Consider the following 23442-nt stretch of genomic DNA (forward strand, 5'->3'; position numbering starts at 1 on the left):
GCATACCCTGAAGAAAAGTAGAACACTTCATCATCAGCAAGTATTGAGATTGACATTCCCGGCACACCTGATATACGACAGGCATCATCTATCAACGCTTGTATTGCCGCAGATTGCGAATCTGACAACGCATAACTTTGTGTTACGAATCCTGAGAATAATATAAATATCGTTAATACAAAAACAATAATCTTTTTCATAAACTCTCCTTTTTGGAAAATTATAAGAAAATAATATAAATAACCTCCTTTTACAACTACGAAACTAAATTTTAATTTATCTTTCTATTCACCTATATAATATCAAGTAATTGTGAAGAGCTACACTTAAACGAACAGATGCGTTAGTTCAATGTTATTATCCAAAAACGCAAATCAAAGAGGGTTTCTTTAAAAGTGGCGCTTCTGCCCAGTTAGAATATATTTCTAATAAAAAATTAGATTCACTTCTTCAGCATGGTAAGGATTATGTAAAAGATAATAGTTTAAAAGAATTGCCGCAAGAAGCTTATCCGACAGAAGAAGCCGAATTTATTCAACTTCCTGATTTGGATAAAAATGGTGTTATGTATAGAATGATAGATAAACCTGAAGGAGTAATTCAAATTTTTGGTTCTAAATCCTATGTTTTGCCAGAGTCTATTAAGATAAAATTACAAATTGATAGAATAGGAAAAACAAAAGGAGATTGGAATTATGAGTTTCAGGTAAATGTGGATCAAGATAAGGCCGCAAAGGCAACTGAAATTATGGAAGAGGAATCGAAAAAAGGAAATACGAAGGGATAATACATTCTTAAATATATAATAACGTAATCAGGGCATTATTCTAATTAGAATGATGCCCTTTTATTTCATAACAACCAAATACGTAATAATTATTTCTTTTCTTAATTCCAAAACAAATTATTCTTCAATTTACTCTGGTAAATAATCTAGTAATTTAATTAAATCTTTTAAAAAGCCAGGACTAGAAAATTTCAACAAAGCAGGTACTTCCTTGAAATGGTTTTTAAGTCCAGCATCTACCTTCTTAGAATAGTCTTTTTCATCACCTACTAATAAATCTACGATAGTAGTTTTTAATGGATTACTTACTTTTCCCCACAAAAATTCCGCTTCCTGAAAATGCTTATTTATAAATATTTTCACTTGATTAATAAATGGATCATTTTTTTGTTGGATTGCTTCTTGTAATTGTTTCAATGACATATCTTCAACTTTCACCAGCTGATTTATGACAACATCATTTGTATACTCTGCAGCATGAGCACTTGTCCCGAAAACACTAAAGCCAATTGCACTAGCTAATGTAACACCCACAATTTTTTTCATAATAACGGAATGACTAAATCGTTTCATCTTTTAAATGCCTCCTTAAATAATTATAGTAAAAACCCAATATACAATTATCTGTAATAACAAAGGTGCATTTCTCACAATTATATTTCTTCAACTATATCGCTTACATTCAAATTATCATCATTAAAAAGAATTGTATATTGATAATATCCTTACAAAAAATTGCTAATGTTTAGTATAGATACTTTCTACTATTTTTATAGGAGAATAACATTCTCTTATGATTAAAGAAAAACAGACAAAAAAATGGACAAAGAATACTTACTTTATACATTTTTATATAACAGGGGGATATATATTTATTCATAAAAAAATAAAAAAAGAAGAGGGATATCTCCCTCTCCACCAATAAAATCAAACATATTTACAATTAAGGAAGGGCATACATTCATCAAGTGATGAAAGGAACACTAATAGTTCACCTAGTGAATTATAACATAAAACAACTCCTATTAATAGGTAATATTACCATTAATGGAATTATTGTGACAACTTTGTTAAATATCTTAATATTAAAAGGCTTTATATGTATACAAATGGAATGTGGATAGTGTAGAGATAAAATATAAGGGGGATATATATTATGTTTAACAAAAAACAAAAATTAGTAACAACCGTAACAGCTTTAGCCTTAGGATGTGGATTTACTTTCGGATTAACACCAGCCTTTGCAGACTCTACTAAGATTTCTGCAAACAATACTCCTGTTCATTCTCTTCAAAACCAAGAGCAAGAGCCTTTTACTGGATATGTCATATCAGTAGATAAGAATTACTTAGTGGTTGCTGCAACTTCTACAAAAGACGAAGCGCTCGCTTACCAAAATGATTGGTGGGATCTAGTCTCTCAGAATAAGATTTTACGAGTTCCTGTTTCAGGTGGGGAAAATTACACATTAGGTGAAAAATTAAACGTATATGCAGTTGGTTGGACTGCATCATTACCGCCAATTGCTGTTATGCCTACAATTGAAAAATTAGCTCAATAGTAATAGCATCTAATATAAAATAAATAACCGATTCCTAAATCGTACAAGGAATCGGTTATTTTGTAATTGCCGGATGTTGAAAAAATTTAAAAAAAGAACCGTATACAAGTGCTCTTTTTAGGGAGGCACATATGAGTGAAAAAGCCTCAAATACATAATATATACGTATTTCTTTAAGTAGTGACAAGCTAATTAAAATGAAAACGTACTCTTTCTGAGAGTAAATCGTCAAATAAACCGATTAACGCTATTCATTTTAATTTTTAATAATATTTGCTACAGTATTTTTCTTTTATTGTTGTCTTTTTGATACCTTTTGTAGCTCCTACTCTTATAAAAGAAATTCAGTTGAGCCATCTGAATTTTACACTCCCTCTTCCGTTCCCATCTATTTATTATGGTATGGGTGCCTTGTTTCATTTCAATAGCTATTCTCCTTATATCGATGATAATATCACTGAAAATATATGCAAAAAAAGATTTATAATAATTTAAAGGAACCTTTCAGTTTAATTTCTATTGTATTAAAAACTCTAGATTTCTTTAAAATAACACTTTTTCTATTTCATATTTTTTTTAATGATAAGATCCCATAACTTCCTATTTGTTTGAAACTCTATAGATATTAACATTTAGAACTCAATAATATTCGTAAACACTTAAAAACAATCGAAAAATTCTTATGAACAGATAAAAAGATACTTGTATTATTATAGAAGTGTTTTGGTATTATGGTAGGTATTAATGATAAAAAAGTAGACTTAATAATTTCATAGCAATTAGCGAAAATCGTGATTTCATTGCGTGATGTTGTTAAGGTAACCTATGACTCTACCTTTGCTGGTGTTAAAGGAGTAGGAGTAATCCGTATCAGAATATCATATGGAACAACAAATCATATTTTAATTAAAATTGTAAAACAAAATTATTTATTATTTACTAAAAATAAATATTTAAACTAACTCACACAAAATTTGAATTAAAAACAAAGATGCGAAGTCATAGAATAGACTTCGCATCTTTGTACTTAAAACAATCTATATAAATGTAAATCCCTTTAACATCATAGCAAGGTCTTTGACAAGACCATCACACCTTACTCACTACTTTGATCCCACTTTTCTAAACGGAAGTAAAACAATACACCATCCTCAGTATTAGTCACACCGTACTCTGCAGCATGCAATTCGAATATGTTTTTTACAATTGAGAGCCCAAGGCCCGTGCCACCGCATACTCGTTTTCTTGATTTATCCACTCTATAGAATTGATCCCATATTTTCTCTATATTTTCTTCAGCAATATGTGATCCTTTATTTTCAAATCCTATATATACGGCATGTTTTTCCTCTTGTATATCTATCATAATTGTTTGTTTTGCATCTGTATAATGAATTGCATTCGAAAACAAATTCGTTATAACTTGTTCCAATAAATTTGCTTTTCCCTTCACACGCACATCATCAATATTCATTTTGATTTGCAGTGACTTTTCATCAATTTGACCGTGTAAATCTTTTTCAGCCTGCTGAATCAAATTTCCTATATGAACTTGCTCCATCTGTATTTGATACGTTCCTGATTCATATTTAGCTAAATTAAGCATCTCATCAATCATTACATTCATTTTCTCTATCTCTTTTTCCAACGCTCCCCAATAGTATTGATTCATTTCAGGTGCAATCCCATCTTGCAGCATAGATGCCGATACCTGCATGACACTAAGTGGTGTTTTCAATTCATGTGAAACACCCGCAATAAAATCTTTTCTTGTCTGTTCTAATTGCTTCTCTTTTTCTAAGTCATCTTTCAACTGATTGATATATCCTTCCATTCTATCTGAAAGCTGATTTATATTAGCGGATAGTTCCCCTATTTCATTTTTTGATTTAATAGAAAGTTGATCTTGAAACTCGAATTTCATAATTTTTTTCGTCGCTTCATTAATTTTTAATAATGGTTTTGTAATGATTCTTGAATAATAAAAAGACACTATAAGTGATAGAACCAATACAAATGCAATAACGTATATATAATAATCACTCATTAAATCGGCTGCTTTGGTAAGTGGTTGTAAAGACGATAATGTATATACCATCTCTTGTACTTGACCGTTTTTTATAATGGGTTGTATTGTTTCAATATATTGTATATCATTAATACGAATCTCTTTTTGTGTCCAACCTCTATCCTCTAATTTTACTTTATTGGTTATCCAATCAGCTTGAAAATTTAAAATTCGTTTCGCAAAAATATCATTGTTATACAAAGTTTCAATAGCATCAGGGTTTGAATAATTAGGCATACTTATTTCTTTGACAACCCCATCTAAGTAATAAAGCGTATTCCTCCTATCATTTTTAATGACGTGAATACCCTCTTTAGTACCATCGAACATATTTTTAATTATCTGATGATAAATCGAAGAATCAAAACTAGTATCATACCCTTTTACTCTCATACTCATTGGGATAATTATTTCCCTACCTAAATCCTTACTAGCCGCATTCAAGACGGCCACAGTAGATATTTTATTAATGAAACCCGTTATGATGATACTAAAATCAGGATCCATATATTCTTTTGCATTAACAATATTATTAAACAAAACTTTAGAAGTCTTTTCTGGAGTCTCTTTATCTACCACCTTCAAATAATAATCCCCTGATGGCAGCATTTTGATATTCGCTTCTTTATCTAGCCTTGCAATCAAAATGCCGTACTGATTCGCATAAGTTTCTTCTATATTTTGCATTTTCTTCTCATCGTGCGAATGTTTCTCATAATATTTACTGTACTGTTGTAATTGTTTATGAACACTTTCTTTTTCCTTATCTATATACAGGTATTTTGTAACATACATTTGTCCAAAAAATATAACAGCAATAATCATACAGCATAATAAAAACGTTAGAAAAAACAATTGAAAAACTATTTTCTTTCTCATCATCTGTCTACCTCGAATTTATAGCCCGTTCGAACAACAGTTGTAATATGCTTTGCTCTGTCGCCTAGCTTCACACGTACATTACGCATATGTGCAGTTAATGTTTTATCATCTCCATCATAATCATATCCCCAAATGTTCGTTATTAACGTATCCCTTGTCAATACTTGCTCCTTATGCTGCATTAGCGATAGTAAAATTTCAAACTCTGTATGTGTAAAATCTACTTTTTTTCCATCTATAGAAACAGAACGTGCCGATTTATCTAAATAAATACCACATAAATCAATGCAGTCCTGGAATTGTACAAGTTGAGTTGTCTCTTTGAATAAACGCTTTGCTCTCGCTAGTAAAATAGCTGGTTTAAATGGTTTTGTTACATAATCATCGGCTCCTAGTTCAAACCCAAGTAATGTATCATCCTCATCACTTCGAGCTGTTAATAGGATAATAGGAACGGTAGAGTTCTTACGAATACGTCTACACACTGACCATCCATCCATGACTGGAAGCATAATATCTAATATGATTAAATTGATATCATCATGTGCAGTAAATAATTCTAATCCTATTCGGCTATCCTCCGCTGTTATTACTTCATATCCATCATGAGAGAAATATTGTGCTACCGCCTCTCTTATGATTTTTTCATCTTCAATAATCAACACTTTTTTCATTTAATTCTCATCCAATCTATGCTTATCTATATGGAAATGGTCATGGCTTGCCTCCCCATTTGAACCCATGATTGTTCAAAATCATCTCGATTAATTGCTATATGTTTCTCTGTCTCTAGCGGATCGTTAATATATACATATTGATCATCATAATTTGTCACTACGACACTATGCTGGTGATATGTCACTTGCATTTCCCCTTCATCTGTTCTCCATGTATAAAATTGATCATTGGGTAACAGTTTAAATCGAGCATTTGTTAATACCCATACAGGGAGTCCTTGATCTATGGCTTCATAAATTTGCTGAGGTTCTTTGTGGCTTAAATCCTTCACTTTCTCTTCTGGGACATATAACTTTGCCAATTTTAAAATCGGTTCCACATAAACACCTAATCCAGGTTCATCAAAAGTAGCTATATTCCCGATAAACCCCTTATGCATATTCCCCTTCAAACCATTCCTCTGAAATGGTACATGTTTTATTTTTGAGGCTAGCTCCATCTTGTCGACTTGCGCCCCTGAAAACTGTAGTACCATTGCAAGGCTCGTTACTTCACAACCACGCATCAATTCTGGCTTTTGTAAAATCAGTGGAACATCCAATGGCCTTGCAATATCTTTCTCTTGTTCTATAGGTACATTTTCATTTTTAACTACCACTTCATTGGCGGATTCTACAGATACATTACTCTTTTCTTCTAATTCAAATTTTTGTTTCACTTCATTTGCTAAGGCACGTTGTTTATTAGTAATTGTAGGGCTGTCATTATTTGACATCTCAATACTTGTACCTAAAACCACTAGAGTGAATAAACAGAATGTTGCCGTTCTAATTTTATTCATGAGTATCTCTCCTTATTACTTTCTAAGAAGAGTTTAATTTGTTCATATCTATATAAAATCATATTTATAGAAAGACAAAGTAAAATTTATATCAAGATTATATAAAGACGACTCTTACACGTGTTAATCATATGTGTAACCAATCGCGCTATCGACATACAAAATTTACCATAACTATACATTGAACCATTTCATCACACATCATGAATTCAGAAACTAGGAAAAAATGCAAGGGAAACTCCTACAATTTATAAGAAAAAATTCGCCTACGTACAATAATGTAGTTTGCTTAATATGTTTAACATTCACACGGTATACTTTTCATATCTGGATTGAATACAAAAGTACCGATTCAAAAGTCATACATAAACGAAACGTTGACTCATCTAATGTAGACCAAATCCATACATCAGCATTATTTTTGTGTTGATTATTTGCTTGTTCAACTTTTTCTATATGATTCGTAGTATTCTAGCTAATTAAAGTTCCATCCCATCCTCCATATTGATTCCACTGATTCTTTTATAAATCTAATTTCTTAATACATACATCGCCTCACACGAGATTGATATTTACTAGTACACGATAACCGGTTCATAAGTGCTTAAATTATCATACACATTTTTTGCAATACTAGGAGAAAGATTAACACATCCTCCCGACCCTCCTGTTAAATAGGCATTATTTGCCCAGTTTGTTCGCCAGCCAGCATCATGGAATCCTTGACCGCTATTTGTGAATGGAACCCAGTAATCTACCTTAACTGCATAATCACCTTTACCTACTGCGCTGCCTTTTAGTGTGTACGGTGATCGTTTGTACAGAACGTACCACACACCTGGTGAAGTATCTTCACTCGTGCTATGTTTCCCTGTTACTACATTTGTTGTAACCGCTAAATTTCCATCCTTGTAAATCCAAATTTGTTGCTCTGCAATTGAAATTTCCGCATACGTGTCTCCGATGCCATTATTCGATGTTGTTTCATAACCGACCCCTTCCTTCTTCCAACCATTCCCATGAATATTAGAAGCAGAAATTGATTTTTCGCCTTTCTCAAAGCCTTGTTGAATTTGTTTTGTCTCTTTTTCAACATCTAGTGCCCAGCCATAGCCTTGTCCTTTTACTGATATGACCGCCCCAGAATGAGTTTTAAATGTAAAATCTTTATTTAATGTTGATTTAGCATTGTTAATTTCAGTAACCTTGTTCTTAATATTGCTCACATCGATTGTAACTTTCATATCCTTGGGCATAGAGGCATTTTGAATTAAATCTTTTGCTTTTAAAGGATAGACTTCATTCTGCACTTTATAATCAACGGACTGCTGAAGAAGATTTTGTAGTGCTTTCTCCTCTTTTTGGATAATCGGATCGTCTTCTTTGATAGGCTGTATGTATGCAGACTTCAAATGAATTTCGCTTCTATGCTTCTGCTTGTCGTAATCTTTCAGTAAACTCGTAATGTCATACTGTTTTCCTTCAACACTATTGGAGATAACAACTTTGCCTTGTTCGAGCTTCGCCATAGCATCTTGAGGCGCTTTTAATTTTTTATTCATAGAGATGAGCTTTTCTTCTACAAGTTTTTTCATCGTTTTACTACGATATTGATCTGCCTTTTCTGGTAACAATGAATAATTCTTTTCCTTTGAGGAAGGGAAAAGTGTCCACTGGCTTTTTAATAGTTTCTTAATTTGAGGCAAATCTTTTTCTGCAAGTTCCATTTTTGTATCTTTTTCATCTAAAATTTGTTGTTGGTCTACATAGACTTTGTTTGCTAGTCCAGATATTTTTAATTTCTGTATTGCCTGATCAGCGCTCAGACCACCGACTTTTGTGTCGTTAATTGTAACATTCGAATTGAAGTGGGTTGCCTGATAATAAATCATGCCCCCAATGAGAAGTGTGATTATACCACCACCCACTGCAATAAGATTCCAATTTGTAAAACATTTGCTTGATCTTACTCTTTTTTCATCAGCTTCTTCAACTGACTCATTTATTCTATTGTTGTTCATCAATCTTCCCCCGTTCACACCAAAGTCAATAGATTTTAAACTAAAATTATTGACTAATGTACCTTATTATTCTTAAAATCCCATTATTTTTGACCAGATTTTATCGCAATTAATTGATCTAATTTAGACTTTTAATAAACGACACATAAAAAATGATAGATAAATTTTTCATTCACACTAAATATTTTTATATAAGTAATAAATCATTATAAATAGTGGCCCCACTCTATGCCTGAAAATCTAGCAAAACAAGTTTCCCAAAACGATAAATATGAAATTCGGTGCCACAAAAAACACAGCTTTTCCATTTAGGGGGCTTTAAAGTTGTAACTTGATAGCTACGGCCCCCATCGCTATCAAGTTATTTCATACTATAAAAATAGTTCCCAATTCCATGTCTTTCTACAGTATTCATTCAGATTACTGCCTTAAGTCAATTTAGTTCTACTTCCTTATTACATAGTTTTAGTTTGCATACTTCCCCTGATTATTTTTTAAATTAAAATACGCATCTAAAACCTCTTTACCAATTATTGAATTAACTTTATTGCCTTTGTCATTAATTATCCATGGGACAACAACAGAAAATGCCACCTCTGGTTTATCATATGGAGCGTACCCTGTTAAAGTTAAATTATAACAACGAACACGATTGCCTTCCTGATCCTTACCAACACTATTATCATCACCTCCATAAACTGTTTGTGCTGTTCCAGTTTTACCAGCAGGCTTATAAGGAAGGTTTTTGAAAGTACTCACACCAGTTCCGTCACCTTCTTGAAATACACGTCTAAACCCTTCCTTTACTCGATCTATATATTCTTTTTTCATATCTACATGGTTCAATACAACTGGTTCCATTGATTTCACAATTTTACCAATGTCTTCAGTTTTTGTAGTTTGTTCTCTAATTTCCCTCAAAATTTGTGGTTTCAATCGATTTCCTCCATTTGCAATAGTAGAAACATACTGTGCAAGTTGTAAAGGAGTATACGTATCGTACTGTCCGATAGCTAAGTCTAGCAAGAAACCTGGTTGATAATTTTCTTTTTTCATTATTCCAGATGTTTCGTTTGGGAGATCAATTCCAGTTGGAACCCCTAATCCGAATTGCCCAAAATAATATCTCATTTTTTCAAATGCACTTGCCTTTATATCTAATGAGCTATTTGGCACGTAATCTATTCCTGCTATTTTTAATGCCGTATTAAACATATAGACGTTAGAAGAAACTTGTAAGGCTCTTAAATCATCAACAATTCCAAAATCTTTCCAAGATTTCTTCTCCTTAGTCCCTTTAAACTTCATAGGCGCATCATTAAAGTTTGTACCAGGTGTAATAGCCTTCGTTTCAAATCCCGCTAACACTGTGGCACCTTTTACAGTTGATCCAAGCTCATATGAGCTCGTCATCGTACCTAAAGCATAATCAGCTATTTCTATGTTCCCGTCTTTCTTTCCTAATTTTTTACCCGCCATAGATAATATTTCTCCAGTATTCGGATTCATCATCACTACAAATGCCCGATCTAAAAGAGGCTCTGACCCCTTATAAGCTTTTAATTGCTTTTCAAGAATTTCTTCTACCGCCTTCTGTAATTTCATATCAATTGTCATAATTAAATTATTGCCACTTTTCCCTTTAGTGATCGTTTCCGTTTGAATAACATTCCCTTTTCTATCAGTAACATTCTTAACTTCTGCCTTAGTTCCATGTAGTACATCTTCATATCGTTGCTCGATATAACTCTTTCCAATACGATCATTGCGATTGTAATCACGAACTAAATAGTAATCTAAATTTTCTTTTGGAAGCCCCTCTTCAGTACTTGTTATATTACCTAGTACAGAACGGAATAATTCACCATTTACATAATTACGTTCCCAGTCAATAGTTGCATCAATCCCTGGAAATTCTGATAAGTTTTCACTAATTGTAGCGTATTCTTTCTCAGATACATTTTTCTTTATAATTTGTGGTGTCATTTTATAACCTGAATTCATTCTCCCTTTAATAGCTAATATCTTTAGGTCTTGTGGACTTAATTCATTCAATTCCTCTGCTGTGACGCGTCCTCGTCTCAATTCATCTATTTTCTTATCAAATTCTTTTCCTTCAATATTTTGTTTACGTAAATTTTCTTCATCTTCTTTTGTAATCTTTTTTTTCGCTTTTTCCTTATTTAACTGCATCCAGTAATCTTTTTTGTCTGTTTCAGTCAATCTATTTATATCTTCTTCTGATATCTCAAGTATTTTGGAGAGCTTTTTTGCTATTTTTAAAATTTCTTCAGAAGTGATATCCTTCCCCTTTGTATACGAAATGGTACGAACAGCAGTATTATTAACCACCTTCTCACCTTCCCTATCAAAAATTTGTCCACGTGGAACAGGAATACTAACCGTCGTATTTTCTTGCTTTTCAACTGCATTCTTATAACCCTCTCCGTCAACAATTTGTACTTTTCCAAGACGAATGATAATTGCTGAAAATGATAAAAAAATGCACAAAAATAATATATTTAACCTTATAGATACCTTGTTTTTTTGTAATGTTTTTGCTTTTGATTGCTTCATATTAATCTCCTTTTAATACTCAATACATTGAACTAATATCCCTAAAAATCCCCATCACATAACCCAAAAGTATTTCCCCCCGCATTTACATTATGTCTACAATAACTATTTGAAAATTTTCCAATAATAAAATTTCCATACTCACTAGATAAAAACATATGTAACAGAAAACAACATAAATTTTATATAAAGATTATATAAAGATGTATATTTCAAGAAAAAATTCAGGGTGTAAATTCATGTGAAAAATAAATGTTTAACAAGTAGAATTTTTATTTAAATCTGTTTATTTTATAAATTTATATTTTTAAATATAAGGAATAAAAGCTATAAATTGATTAAAGATATTGTCATAAGTAATAATGTAATTCAAGAAAAATTCAAAACAAATAGCCGTCATTATTTAAAGTTTAAGCTCTTTAAAGTGTAAATGTATTAGTAAATTTGAGTTTTAGTACATTGAGACCCCCATAGTTTCTATGTACTAAAGCTATTTTTACAGTTAAGAGTTAAACATCTATCTTTAGTACATTCTATACTTATCAATCGTATTATGAAAAATTGTTAAAAATAATGGAACACATCATTCAAAATGATCACAATAACATATAAAGGTGGAGAGAACGTTGGATTTTCGAGACTTAAAAATTTTTCAAACCGTAGCAAGAGTTCAAAATATTACCGCAGCAGCACGAAGCCTTAATTATGTGCAGTCAAATGTAACAGCACGTATTAAGCTACTAGAACAAGAGCTAAATACAGTTTTGTTTTATCGACATGCTCGGGGTATCACATTAACTGGTGATGGACAAATATTTCTTGAAAAAGTTAATAAATTGTTAAAAGAATTCGAAGAATTGCAAAATACGTTTATAGATGAAAATAATCCCACTGGTCTTCTCAATATTGGAACTGTAGATACTGTTCATCCCTTACCAACCATTTTGGCCAGCTATCATAAACAATTTCCTAATGTAGATATCTCTTTAAAAACTGATGTAAGTCAACGTTTGATCATAGACATCCTAGAATTTAAGCTAGATGGTGCTTTTGTAACAAGTCCGATTCAAGATTCTTCCTTAGAGCAATATAAGGTAAGTACGAAGACACTTGTATTATTTTCAAATCGTCCTACATTTGATATACAAGATTTAAAAAATGAAACATTTTTAGTGTTTAGTCCCGGATGTGGGTATCGCTTTGTTTTAGAAAAATGGTTGAAAGATGAGGGAATTCTTCTTAAGAAAATTATGGAGTTTAATATGTTAGAAATGATTTTACATAGCGTATCACTGGGTCTAGGCATTACGGTTCTTCCAGTTACAGCTCTAACGTTTTTTACAAACATTCCTAATATTTATTCTCATGAAATACCTGGGGAATATGGGAAAATCGAAACAATATTTGTTAGAAATAAGGATATGGCTTTATCACTTACTATGAGAAAATTCATAGTAAATATACAGAGTTTATAGTAAACGTCTATAAATGATAATATTTTTATAACAAAAGTCCTAAGTTCTCCAAAATAACCGACAAGATTCTAAAAACAACAACGACAGATTTAGAAATATATAGTGCAATTAGAGAGAAATCCAAGGATCTTAACGGATACCATTCGATTTCTTTTGTGATTTTTTAATATCCATCATTAAAAATGATACGTATCATTTTTTAGAATTATTTTACGAACCTATATTCAGTATTTTAAAATTCATAATAATATTGTTATTTTTATATACTCAATCTAGAAAGAAGGCTAAGGATGAAACAACACAGAATGTTATTTATTATGTTGGTTTCTTTACTACTGGGTATTCTTTGGGAAGCACTGTTTCCATTCTCATATTATGAATTAGAATATATAGATGTGTTTTATTTTTCAATAGTTCGTTATGGTTCGATAACAATTATATTATTGGTTTTATTATGGATTAAAAAGAAAAAAATTCTTATTTGGAGGATACTAGTAAGTTATTTCTTTTTCTAATATTAATGGCATGTACTGTATACAGTATGTCAATTCTTCTAAGACAAATGTTAATGGAAGAAGAAATAGCTTCTCTGTTGGCTTCTACTATAGAAGTACTAATGCCCTTAATGTCTATTGTAATTTTATGGAGGTGTGAACTTAACAGATTTAGGATATTCACAACCTGCACAGCTTTTATAGTAACATTTCTTATACTCACAAAGGGAGATATGAGTATATTGTATACATTACAAGATCAAATACTTCCATTATGCTGTATTTTAATTGGAATAGTAAGTTGGATTGTCTATAAACTAGACGATTAATACCTCATCATTCAGTATTTGGTGCCGGTGCAGTATAAAATTGTACAAAATTAATAAACAAAATTCTATTATATAGAAGAGATTCAACCAATTTGTTATTAGCAAGTTGATTGGAAGAGAATATCATATTAGAGGTTCATTATTTTTCTTTATATCTTGAATGGAGGGTGACCTTACTGAAACCAATCAAAATAACAAGTAGAAAAGCAACTAGATTAATATTAAACTAGTTGCTTTTTTCAAAATCAAACATATAAATGTTCCGTTAATATATATGGTTTTATCATTTCAAAAGGCTTTGATACAGTATTATTCCATACAGTTCCTCTACGCTCAAACTCAAAGATCCCTTCAATATAATGAGCAATCTGTGGGCCAAATTCTCGCTCGATTAGTTAGATTACACTATCAATTCCTGGCTTTCCCCCTTCACTGCTTACCAACTTTCTATGATTTACAATACGATTCTGGATTTTTTAACACCTAAAAGCCTCTTATAGATTCATCTCCAACGTATTTAAATTTAGTTTGATGATTTAACATAATTAAAAATATATTAGTTAATATTTATACACAATTTTAAAATACGAATAAACAGTTAGTACATAATAACCCAAATAAATTATGCAATATGCACCACTACTAATTAGAATAGGAGTAAAAATATTATATATAGGCATATTGATTATTACTGGTATAGCAAACAAGCTATGAACAAGTCCAACTATCACAGGTGAAATAAAACTAAAGCTAACTTTTTTCGAAATGGACCTTCTTAATTCTTTTTTTGTAACACCTATCTTACGAATAGTCTCGTAATATCCCTGATTAGCATATGCCTCAGATAATTGTTTATAGTAGATAATAGAACCCGTTGCCAGTACAAATATTAGCCCTAAAAAGCTACCAATAAAAAACGTCAATCCATATATATTCATAAAATCTATATATATTTTATAAAAAGTACTAATTGTCGAATTTTCACCGTTGGGCATTAGCTTTACTAAACTCTCAGTCAATTCTTTACTATCCTCTTGCTGAGTTACATCAACATTTTTCACAATATGTGTCTGTTGTGTTTGCATAACAATTTTATAGAGATAATCAGGTACAATTACAACCAATTCTCCTAAATTAGTAAGTCTATAATTTCTGATTCCCTTAATTACTGATGTTCTTTGTTCCGTTTCAATAGGTAATTGAACTATATTACCATTATTAAGATGCTTATCATTTTCTGGACTATATATAAATACTTCCCCTGTATTTAAATCAACTTTTTTCACCCCCATATTTTGAGCATTCAAATTAAAATTTGATTGTGACATAAGCTGAAATTCATTTGTTAATTTATATTGGGAATTTGGTACACTTGTATTTCCTTCTCTCGCCTGACTCTCTCCCTTAATTGTTAACATTTCTACATCAAAATCACGAATAATAGCATTTTTTTTCTTATTATCCTCAAAAACAGCCTGTATACGCTTTTCCATTTCATCATCTTGTTTTTTATATGAAAAACTGTACGGTGCATTGTTCTTGGTTTCAGATTGTCCATAATAATACCCCGTTACAACTGTACTAATCGCTGTTAAAGCTGTGGCGCTTAATATAGCAATTGTTGCAAGTAATTTAGCATTTCCTTTTACTTGATATAATAGTTGTGAAATATTTAACATGTTCATACCATTATAGAGTATTTTTATTTTCTTTTTAATTTTCTTTATTAAAATGACTGTATAAAATGTATATAAAAAGTATGTCCCTATAACGGTTGTAAACAAAATGAAAAACGGGATTACAATTGGGGGCATAGCATCCTTTACATAATTTATGGCTTCATGAAAAAAAGCTGCTAAGAAATAGCCTAATCCAATTAACATAAGGGCTATATACGCCAAAATTTTAGATCCCTTCGGCATACTTTCTCCTTTATGATTTGCTTGAAACAATTCAATTAATTGGAATTGATAAATTAAGCGTGAGTTGTTCCATGCTGTATATAATAAAATAACTGAAAAAACGGTAAAAGTGTCTATTATTGCTTTTATAGACATCTCAAAACGAATTGGTGTGTTTAACTTCATCATACTCATTAACAGTTCCAAGAATAACTTAAAGCTCATGCTGCCAATCAGTATTCCGATTACAAGAGCTGCACCTCCCATTATCATAGTTTCACAAAATAACATCGTACCAATTTGTTTTTTAGGTATACCTAGTAAAGAATATAATCCTAGCTCTTTTTTACGTTTCCTTATAAAAAAATTAGTAGAATAAACAATAAATATGGCTATGAAAATAATAAGAATCACTTTTGACGATTGAAGAACGTTATTAATCGTCACATTAGTAATCATTTCTTTTTTTATTTGATTATTATATCGGAGTGATGCAAATATAAAATAAATAACCATACTCGAAGTTAGAGCTACAAAATAGAGTAAATACTCTTTTAAATTACGCCATATATTACGTTTAGCTATTTCAAATAAAGTCATTTATCTTAACCTCCATGAATATTTATATATCAATATTTCGGTAAAATAACATTTTACCAACTTTCTTTTTACAGATTTCACGATACGTGAAATCACATACCACACTTTAGTCCGTCTTAGGCATGAGGTGAACACATCATTTTTTCATAGAATTTCCCTCGTAAACCATTTAATTTGATACAGAATTAATAATCTTTACTCAATGTACACGTAATAAATCCCTTATTTAACAAAAGAGTCGATACTCATGGGAGCATCCACTCTTCTGTTAGAGGGTTTTACTATTAAATTAAATCTTCCATCCTTCTTATTCATACCGTAAACACTCAATTGGATCTAATTTAGCTGCTTTATTAGCAGGAAGTATACCAAAGAAAATACCGATTAACATAGATATTCCAACAGATAGTAAGCCAAGATCTACGGAGATAATGACCGGCCATCCACCAATAGATGCAGCTATCCAAGCAAAGAAAATGCCTAAACCAAAACCAATTCCTCCACCCAATCCAGTTAAGATGCAGGATTCAATGAGAAATTGCATTAATATTTTTCCTCTTGTTGCACCAAGTGCCTTTCGAACACCTATTTCACGTGTACGCTCTGTAACCGATACAAGCATGATGTTCATGACACCAATACCACCTACAATTAAAGAAATTCCAGCAATACTAGCAAATACTATTTTCATCGTTCTCATTGAATCTTCCAGACCTTGACTATACTCTTTTGTATCATCTGCTACTGTAAACGAATACTCCACTTCCGGTGATTTCAAACTGTTTAGTACAGATAAAGCTTGTTTTTCTACAGTTTCTCGCTCGTGGGGAGAAGATAGCTTCATTTTCACTGCATCATATTCCTCGACGCCTGAAATCAATGATGCATTGTCAATTGCCGTATATCCATCGTATATTTTAAACGATCGCTTAAAATTATCTGCATATTTATATACCCCTACAATTTTATATGGCTTCCCTCTTATATCTATATACAAATCATCTTTCCAAGTATCAAATATTTTTGTAAATAAAGCTTCACTGAGAACCACAACAGGAATTGGTTTTTTCAGTTCATCCCCTGTTAATTCACGCCCATATACCATTTTAAGTTTATAGTCCTGCATAAAATTACCTGTTCCCACGTTTAAATTAAACGAAACAGCCTTTGGACCGCTATATGTTTTTACGTCCATTTGTTTCTTTGGATACACGTCTGTAACACCTTGTATCACTTGCAATTGCTTCACCATATCCGGTGTAATTTTAGCTTTTTCTGTTGGAGAATCAGGATTGAAATAATTTATATTGATTTCATCCATATGGCTGCTCTCTGTAAGATCTTTTTGCATCTTTGCAGTATTTCCATCCCCCATTGCTATAATCGTAATAATTGCACTGATTCCAATAATAATTCCTAACATCGTTAAAACGGATCTCATTTTATGTGCAAAGATAGACGATATAGCCATCCTTATATTTTCATTTGTATTTATATTCAATCCCTCCAATCTTGAACCATATTTCCAACACGTATTACAATTTCATCATTATGGCTAACCATAATGATTGTCGATCCTTAAGAGGTCCATAATTTGAGTACGTATTTTCGTATCAAGTGCTGCCGTTGGTTTCTCCGCTAAAATGAATTCCAAGTTATTTACAATCGCACGTGCTACAGCGACACACTGTTTTAACCACCAGATGGTCCCATCATTGATGGAAATTCTCCTTGGTTTAGCATTATGTTAATTCCGTGTAGTATTTGAACGGAATCTGCATTCTTTTGTAAGATTTCGTGATACCTTTTAAGTGAATCATTGGGCGACAACCTCCATAACATCCTTTAAGCCTTTTTCAGGTTTTGAGATAATTTGTTCTCCCTTTCTCAATCCTGCAACATTTGCTTCGTTTCAACATAGCAGTGATAAATAGATTTCACCACATACCATGTACAATATAAAAAAAACCCAATTTTTCATTTCCAGTTCCTTCTTTCCCTTATATACCTATAGGATAGAAAAAACTATTTAAATAAAAAGTGGGGTAAATATAAAATTTTTATTAAATTTTTAATTTCTCTTCTTTTGAAAATCTTACTTCAAATATTGTTCTTGCTGCATTACTTGCAACAGAGATTGTCCCATTATGTTGCTCGACAATATTTTTTGCAATGAATAACCCAAGACCCGTCCCGCCTCTCTGCTCTGTTCTTGCTTTATCACCTGTATAAAGTCTATCAAAAAGATAGGGTAAATCTTCTTCTGGAATCCTCTCTCCATAATTAATAATTTGTACGATAACCTCTCCATTATCAATATATCCATTCATATCAACAAAATATCCACTATCTCCATATCGAATTGCATTTGTTAAAAGATTTTCAAATACTCGGTTTAATAAATTCTGGTCACCGTTAATATATAAATGAAGATCAACATTCAATCTAACTTCTAATAGATGCTTCTTTAATAGCGGATACAATTCTTCATGTAACCGTATTAGCAACTCATTTATATTAACTATTTTTTCATCTAGCTTTAGCATGCCAGAATTCATTCGAGTAGTATCAAGTAACTCATCAATTAATCTTTCAAGTCGTAGCGATTTCGTAAATGCAATCGTAAAACTACGTTTAATCTGTTCCTTCGTCAGGTTTCCATCTTTAAGGGTTAAATCTAGATAACCTAAAACAGAAGTTAACGGCGTTCTTAAATCATGGGCCAAATTAACAATTAGCTGATTTTTACTATTTTCTTCAAAGTCTCCTCTTTCAATTGCCTCTTTTAACTTTTTACTTGCTATATTTATTTCACGCGCAATATCTCCAAATTCATCATTTGATAAAATCTGAACTTTATTTGTAAAATTTCCATTAGCAAGATACTGAATACCGTTAGAAATTTTATTAAAATACTTTAAATATGGTCTTGTTAAAAAGGAAAAGAATAAAATAGATAATACGATAAAAGGACACACAAACAAATAAATATCTCCAAATGCTCTTCCTGTTGACCTAAATTGATTTAAAGGATCTATCTGAAGTACCATCGTTTTATAATAGAGTGCTACTTTATACATCAAATATGTTCCACCTGTTGCTAGTACCATACTTAGTGCAAATAAAATAAACATTTTAAAACGAAAGCTCCTCATGATTTTAGCCATTGAAAGCATAGCCTACCCTCCATATCATCTTTATCAACTTTTTCTTTTTTCTCTTCTCCAAGTTTTTTTCGTAAACTACGAATATGCACCTTAATTGTAATTCCACCTTATCATCGGCTATTAAAAATGAAATATGCGTCATTTGATTACTCCTCTCATTTCATTTTCATACGTTTAATTTTAAAGTAGTTTGTTCCACGTATAATCAATCTAAGAGAAGTCGAATTTATTAACATTTTGAAGGTTCAAATTTTTATTTCGTTAATTTTTGTCCATGTACATTAATACTTCCTTCTTAATGGGGTACCACCACATCGCAATCAAGCTAAGAAAATAAAACTACCCAAAAAACGAAAATTTCGTGATAACTTGTAACAAAAAACTCATAATTTTTTTGGGGAGTTCTAAATTCTTAAGTTGATGGGCAGGTTAAATGAGTACCTATTAAAATAAAATTCAAATTGTAAAGAAATCAGAAGTTCATCTTAGTGAAGTTCAATTTTAATCCTTTTTTTCTTAGCACCTTTGTTTTGGATTTTAATGATCGAAAAATTCCCGATTTCAGTTGTGTTGTTAACGTGCGTTCCTCCACAAGCCTGTTCATCAATGTCATTTATTTGAACGAGTCGAATTTTATTAAGCAATGATGGAAGTAAGCTGATAACTGTTTTAATGATTCCATCTCTTTGCTCTGCTTCTTCTCTATCAATTATTTTTGTGTAAACATCATGCGATATCGTTAATAAATTCTTTAAAGATTGTTCTAGTTCCTCAAAGGGGATATCTTCTATGATTTCTGGTGAAAATGCTAACTCTAATCTTGCATGATCCCTTTCGATTTGACTACTAGTAGCTAAAGCATTGTAATGTTTATATAAATACCCTGAAATTACATGTAATAATGTATGATAACGCATATTTTGAAAACGCCAATCCCAATCGATTTGTAGTGTAACTCCTTGTTGTGAATCAAGTAGTGGACGATTAAGTTCATGAATTATTTCATTCTCTACTTTTTTTACTTTTAACACTTCATATATTTCATTTCCTTGCTGAATTATCCCAAGGTCACAAGGTTGTCCACCACCACCAGGATAAAAAATGGTTTGATTTAATACAATAAATCTTCCATCAATTGACATGATTTCTGCTTCACATTCTTTTAAATAACTATTCTCTTCATATAGTAATATTGTCATTTTATTTAACTCCTTTTAGATAGAAAATGCAGTAATTCCAATAGTAAATGCAAATATAATTAAGACAATGCCTAAACCACGATCAAACCAATGCATATTGTTTTGATAGATTTTTTTAAAGTAATTATTTGAAATTAGTATTGCTAACAAAGTAAACCAAATGCCCACTACAATTATAATTTCACCACCATATATCCAACGCACCCAATTTGGTGTGTTATGTCCAATGAATTGTGAAAATACACTTAAAAAGAACAATGGAGCTTTTGGGTTTAATAGATTGCACAAAAAGCCTTCACGGAATCCCTGAACTAAAGAGCGTTTTGGACTTTGTTCTACATATAATTCATTAGAACTTTCTGGAACTGCTTTCGAACGAATACCTTTCCAACCTAACCATAATAAATAGATAGCACCTAAAAGCTTAATGAAGTTAAAAATAACTGGCCATTTTTCTAATATGATAGTAAATCCTAAAACCGTATAAGCTACATGAATAATTAATGCGCTGGCAATACCTAGTGCTGTAGCTATACCGTGATTCCTACCGATACCTAAGCTATTTTTCATAACTATTACAAAATCAGGTCCTGGTGATAAAGCAATTAGTAGCCCAAGAAAAAACACTTCTACATACATAGTAAACTAACCTCATTTCTTCACATTTTGAACAATATAAGTCAATAAGTCATTACCTTTCCATAATGAGTCAATCTGATCTTTACCAAAATGATCTCCAACAACTTTCATCATCATATCGTGTCGAATATACTCCTTAGCTAATAAAACCACCATTGGATCAGTAGTTTGAATAGCAAGTGGAATTTGACCATCAATAAAGCTTGCAATTAAAACTTCTTGATTATCCTGAATAACAATTGTTAATCTTTGTCCCATCCTCTGTTCCTCAAAAGCACCTGCATATAGACGATGATAAAAGGCATTCCCGAAAGATGGTGTTTCTTGTTCCGTAAATAACAATGAATACATTTGGATTCCCTTTTCACGCTGCAATTCAGCAGAAGGACGTAATTCTCCTAACTCCTCCTCCCATGCGGATAACCAAACTTCTTCATTTGCTTCCTCAATTAATTTTTGCATTGCACGAATGATATGCTTACGTTCTTCGATATGCTTAATTACATTAACTTCTACTGGTTTTTCGATAGTCTGTAATTCATTTTCTAAAAAGCTAAGAGATTCCTCAGTTTGCTTCTTTTGATTAATAATCAACTTTTTAACAGACAATGGTATATAGGTTGGCGGTTCGGTTCGCAACTCTGTGATTGCTCCTTTAGTTACTAATTTTGAGATAATAGCATAAACCATTGAACGTGGTACACCACTTTTTTTACTAATTTCATATCCATTTATAGATGGTTCTTTCAGTAACGTCATATACACTTTTGCTTCATTTTTTGAAAAACCAATTTCTTCAAATGTACTAATTAAATGTTCCATGTTAACCTCCCATGATAGTTGTAATAAGTATTACTACTATAATTCAAAAGAAAATTGCAGTCAATAAAAATATATTGAGATAGAATTCTCGCTATTAACAACAAATGATTTACTCCATTACAAAGTGCTTTTTAGAATGCATTTGAAACTCACCAGTAAAAATAATATATAAATTATTCCCAAAATCATGAGCTTTATTGGTGTTTTTAATAAACATAACTTTTGAATGAATATAAAATACGGTTAAGATATTTATGCTGTAAAATTAAGTAATTCCAAGTGGGTTTTGATTGAATGTTTTTATAAAATAGAAAACTTTTTAAATAGCATAGAATCCATCTTGATTAACTTTTTTCAAAACGGATTCCTCCTGTATAACGTAAAATGCGGATTTTAAGATATTTTGGGTCAAACTTTATTACAAGCCGACAAGTATCTTTCGGAGATTTAAATATCGATGGTTTGATCTGTTCTAATGGGGAATACTTTATATTGGATGAAGATGCGTTACTGATGCCTTGCATGAATTTGAGAATGGCTGTGTTCACCAATCTCTTCAAACTTGGGTACCACCTGCCTTGGAACCGTAGAGGCAGGCAATTGGTGTTTACGTGATCTTGGTTAATTCGATTTAGGAGACTTACAAATTATTCATGATGAAGAGGCTTACTATATCTCGCGGTTGAAGTTGAATACACGCACTTATATCAAGAACCCTGAACCAGAATACTTTAACAATAGTACGTTAAAAAAGCAAACTGAATACATCCAGCTTGATATGAAACAAATAATGTTTGGTCTAACCCCTGGTAAAACGATGGAAATCATTCTTTGGAATTGATGAATGTAAAAATATAAAAAGAAAACGCCTAGAGTGCCATTTATATTGACAACTCATCGGCATTCTTTTCTGTTCTTTTACCATGTTTCAAATTTGACAGTTTCTGCTCGAAAGAAAAAACAGGAGCTGATTGAATACAAAGCGCTTTATATAATTAAAGATTACTTTCCGTTACTGTTTCAAGCGATAGCCGTTGGCACAGAAGAACTTTTAAAAATTCTGCATCGCCTTTATCAGCTGCTCCAAAAGAACGGTCGTAAATGTCATCGATATAAGAAGATGACCGTCTTTGATATTCTAGGGATTGTGTATAAAACGACGGTGAAGCATAGACAAGCTGCCTAGCGAAAAAATCACATTTTAATAGGTTTCTTTAGCATGCCTACTTTTTTATCACTTGCTAGTTTTGAAACAAGAATCATTTCGTATCTAGTAATTTACTAGGTTAGATTGATGGGCATGTGGTGGGACCCCACATCCATCAACTTAACGTATATTTTTATACAAAATGCGGTCTTTCCACGTAGTTTTTTATTATCTGTTATAGATGTTATAAAAGT

General features: G+C 31.6%; 16 protein-coding genes and 5 pseudogenes. 6 read left to right on the forward strand and 15 right to left on the reverse strand.

Annotated elements, in window-relative coordinates; translation table 11 throughout:
• Window positions 1-200: pseudogene (locus MR155_RS28525) on the reverse strand (serine hydrolase domain-containing protein); the annotation flags it as partial.
• A gap of 293 nt (window positions 201-493) precedes the next feature.
• Here MR155_RS28525 and MR155_RS28530 point away from each other — a divergent pair.
• Complete coding sequence (locus MR155_RS28530) at window positions 494-787, forward strand: hypothetical protein (RefSeq protein ID WP_242311778.1); 294 nt, start codon at window positions 494-496, stop codon at window positions 785-787.
• Between the two features lie 129 nt (window positions 788-916).
• Here MR155_RS28530 and MR155_RS28535 read toward each other — a convergent pair whose 3' ends face one another.
• Window positions 917-1360, reverse strand: a complete 444-nt coding sequence (locus tag MR155_RS28535) for a hypothetical protein (RefSeq protein WP_242311779.1) — start codon at window positions 1358-1360, stop codon at window positions 917-919.
• Window positions 1361-1943: 583 nt separating this feature from the next.
• Here MR155_RS28535 and MR155_RS28540 point away from each other — a divergent pair.
• The 3 genes and pseudogenes from MR155_RS28540 (at window position 1944) to MR155_RS32465 (ending at window position 3310) form a co-directional block, all read left to right on the forward strand.
• Window positions 1944-2348: a DUF3221 domain-containing protein gene (locus MR155_RS28540; RefSeq protein ID WP_098537574.1), complete on the forward strand. Its 405-nt coding sequence runs from the start codon at window positions 1944-1946 to the stop codon at window positions 2346-2348.
• Window positions 2349-2636: 288 nt separating this feature from the next.
• Window positions 2637-2835 (forward strand): annotated as a pseudogene (locus tag MR155_RS28545) (ABC-2 transporter permease); the annotation flags it as partial.
• Between the two features lie 301 nt (window positions 2836-3136).
• On the forward strand, window positions 3137-3310 hold the full coding sequence (locus tag MR155_RS32465; protein ID WP_472927182.1) for a SunI/YnzG family protein: 174 nt from the start codon (window positions 3137-3139) through the stop codon (window positions 3308-3310).
• Between the two features lie 134 nt (window positions 3311-3444).
• Here MR155_RS32465 and MR155_RS28550 read toward each other — a convergent pair whose 3' ends face one another.
• The 5 genes from MR155_RS28550 to MR155_RS28570 form a co-directional block, all read right to left on the reverse strand.
• A complete protein-coding gene (locus MR155_RS28550) occupies window positions 3445-5295 on the reverse strand; it encodes a sensor histidine kinase (RefSeq protein ID WP_242311780.1) in 1851 nt (616 codons plus the stop codon).
• Entirely contained in the window at window positions 5295-5972 is a 678-nt protein-coding gene (locus tag MR155_RS28555; protein ID WP_242311781.1) for a response regulator transcription factor, read from the reverse strand. The genes MR155_RS28550 and MR155_RS28555 overlap by 1 nt, the downstream gene beginning before the upstream one ends.
• A gap of 26 nt (window positions 5973-5998) precedes the next feature.
• On the reverse strand, window positions 5999-6817 hold the full coding sequence (locus tag MR155_RS28560; protein WP_242311782.1) for a C39 family peptidase: 819 nt from the start codon (window positions 6815-6817) through the stop codon (window positions 5999-6001).
• 575 nt (window positions 6818-7392) lie between these two features.
• Window positions 7393-8838, reverse strand: a complete 1446-nt coding sequence (locus tag MR155_RS28565; RefSeq protein WP_242311784.1) for a L,D-transpeptidase family protein — start codon at window positions 8836-8838, stop codon at window positions 7393-7395.
• A 465-nt stretch (window positions 8839-9303) separates the two neighbouring features.
• Window positions 9304-11415, reverse strand: coding sequence for a peptidoglycan D,D-transpeptidase FtsI family protein (locus tag MR155_RS28570; RefSeq protein ID WP_242311786.1), 2112 nt, complete (start codon window positions 11413-11415; stop codon window positions 9304-9306).
• Between the two features lie 626 nt (window positions 11416-12041).
• On the opposite strand from MR155_RS28570, the gene MR155_RS28575 reads away from it, so the two are divergent.
• Window positions 12042-12890: a LysR family transcriptional regulator gene (locus tag MR155_RS28575; protein ID WP_242311787.1), complete on the forward strand. Its 849-nt coding sequence runs from the start codon at window positions 12042-12044 to the stop codon at window positions 12888-12890.
• Between the two features lie 1383 nt (window positions 12891-14273).
• On the opposite strand, the gene MR155_RS28580 is transcribed toward MR155_RS28575, so the two are convergent.
• The 8 genes and pseudogenes from MR155_RS28580 to MR155_RS28615 all read right to left on the reverse strand — a co-directional run bounded on the left by MR155_RS28580 (window position 14274) and on the right by MR155_RS28615 (window position 22041).
• Complete coding sequence (locus MR155_RS28580) at window positions 14274-16214, reverse strand: ABC transporter permease (RefSeq protein ID WP_242311788.1); 1941 nt, start codon at window positions 16212-16214, stop codon at window positions 14274-14276.
• A gap of 307 nt (window positions 16215-16521) precedes the next feature.
• On the reverse strand, window positions 16522-17685 hold the full coding sequence (locus MR155_RS28585; protein ID WP_277958784.1) for an ABC transporter permease: 1164 nt from the start codon (window positions 17683-17685) through the stop codon (window positions 16522-16524).
• Window positions 17686-17711: 26 nt separating this feature from the next.
• Window positions 17712-18034 (reverse strand): annotated as a pseudogene (locus MR155_RS28590) (hypothetical protein).
• Window positions 18035-18277: 243 nt separating this feature from the next.
• Window positions 18278-19381 carry a sensor histidine kinase gene (locus MR155_RS28600; protein ID WP_242311789.1) on the reverse strand — a complete coding sequence of 368 codons (1104 nt, stop codon included), beginning with the start codon at window positions 19379-19381 and terminating at the stop codon, window positions 18278-18280.
• Window positions 19374-19488: pseudogene (locus MR155_RS32310) on the reverse strand (winged helix-turn-helix domain-containing protein); the annotation flags it as partial. The pseudogene MR155_RS32310 and the gene MR155_RS28600, both read right to left, overlap by 8 nt.
• Before the next feature lie 378 nt (window positions 19489-19866).
• The gene (locus MR155_RS28605) at window positions 19867-20580 is read right to left on the reverse strand and encodes an alanyl-tRNA editing protein (RefSeq protein ID WP_242311790.1); all 714 of its coding nucleotides are present in this window, start codon (window positions 20578-20580) and stop codon (window positions 19867-19869) included.
• Between the two features lie 15 nt (window positions 20581-20595).
• The gene (locus MR155_RS28610; RefSeq protein ID WP_098656180.1) at window positions 20596-21219 is read right to left on the reverse strand and encodes a LysE family translocator; all 624 of its coding nucleotides are present in this window, start codon (window positions 21217-21219) and stop codon (window positions 20596-20598) included.
• A 12-nt stretch (window positions 21220-21231) separates the two neighbouring features.
• The gene (locus MR155_RS28615) at window positions 21232-22041 is read right to left on the reverse strand and encodes a TrmB family transcriptional regulator (protein WP_242311791.1); all 810 of its coding nucleotides are present in this window, start codon (window positions 22039-22041) and stop codon (window positions 21232-21234) included.
• 565 nt (window positions 22042-22606) lie between these two features.
• Between MR155_RS28615 and MR155_RS28620 the strand changes: the two are divergent.
• Window positions 22607-23227: pseudogene (locus tag MR155_RS28620) on the forward strand (transposase); the annotation flags it as partial.
• Window positions 23228-23442 lie beyond the last annotated feature (215 nt).

This window comes from Bacillus cereus group sp. BfR-BA-01331 (assembly GCF_022663915.1).
GTDB classification, from domain to species: domain Bacteria; phylum Bacillota; class Bacilli; order Bacillales; family Bacillaceae_G; genus Bacillus_A; species Bacillus_A mycoides.

Coding starts and splice junctions, on each gene's coding strand:
- MR155_RS28570 (WP_242311786.1), bottom strand. CDS start 11,415: ATGAAGCAATCAAAAGCAAAAACATTACAAAAAAACAAGGTATCTATA.
- MR155_RS28535 (WP_242311779.1), bottom strand. CDS start 1,360: ATGAAACGATTTAGTCATTCCGTTATTATGAAAAAAATTGTGGGTGTT.
- MR155_RS28555 (WP_242311781.1), bottom strand. CDS start 5,972: ATGAAAAAAGTGTTGATTATTGAAGATGAAAAAATCATAAGAGAGGCG.
- MR155_RS28550 (WP_242311780.1), bottom strand. CDS start 5,295: ATGAGAAAGAAAATAGTTTTTCAATTGTTTTTTCTAACGTTTTTATTA.
- MR155_RS28610 (WP_098656180.1), bottom strand. CDS start 21,219: ATGTATGTAGAAGTGTTTTTTCTTGGGCTACTAATTGCTTTATCACCA.
- MR155_RS28615 (WP_242311791.1), bottom strand. CDS start 22,041: ATGGAACATTTAATTAGTACATTTGAAGAAATTGGTTTTTCAAAAAAT.
- MR155_RS28605 (WP_242311790.1), bottom strand. CDS start 20,580: ATGACAATATTACTATATGAAGAGAATAGTTATTTAAAAGAATGTGAA.
- MR155_RS28600 (WP_242311789.1), bottom strand. CDS start 19,381: ATGGCTAAAATCATGAGGAGCTTTCGTTTTAAAATGTTTATTTTATTT.
- MR155_RS28560 (WP_242311782.1), bottom strand. CDS start 6,817: ATGAATAAAATTAGAACGGCAACATTCTGTTTATTCACTCTAGTGGTT.
- MR155_RS28580 (WP_242311788.1), bottom strand. CDS start 16,214: ATGACTTTATTTGAAATAGCTAAACGTAATATATGGCGTAATTTAAAA.
- MR155_RS28585 (WP_277958784.1), bottom strand. CDS start 17,685: ATGGCTATATCGTCTATCTTTGCACATAAAATGAGATCCGTTTTAACG.
- MR155_RS28540 (WP_098537574.1), top strand. CDS start 1,944: ATGTTTAACAAAAAACAAAAATTAGTAACAACCGTAACAGCTTTAGCC.
- MR155_RS28565 (WP_242311784.1), bottom strand. CDS start 8,838: ATGAACAACAATAGAATAAATGAGTCAGTTGAAGAAGCTGATGAAAAA.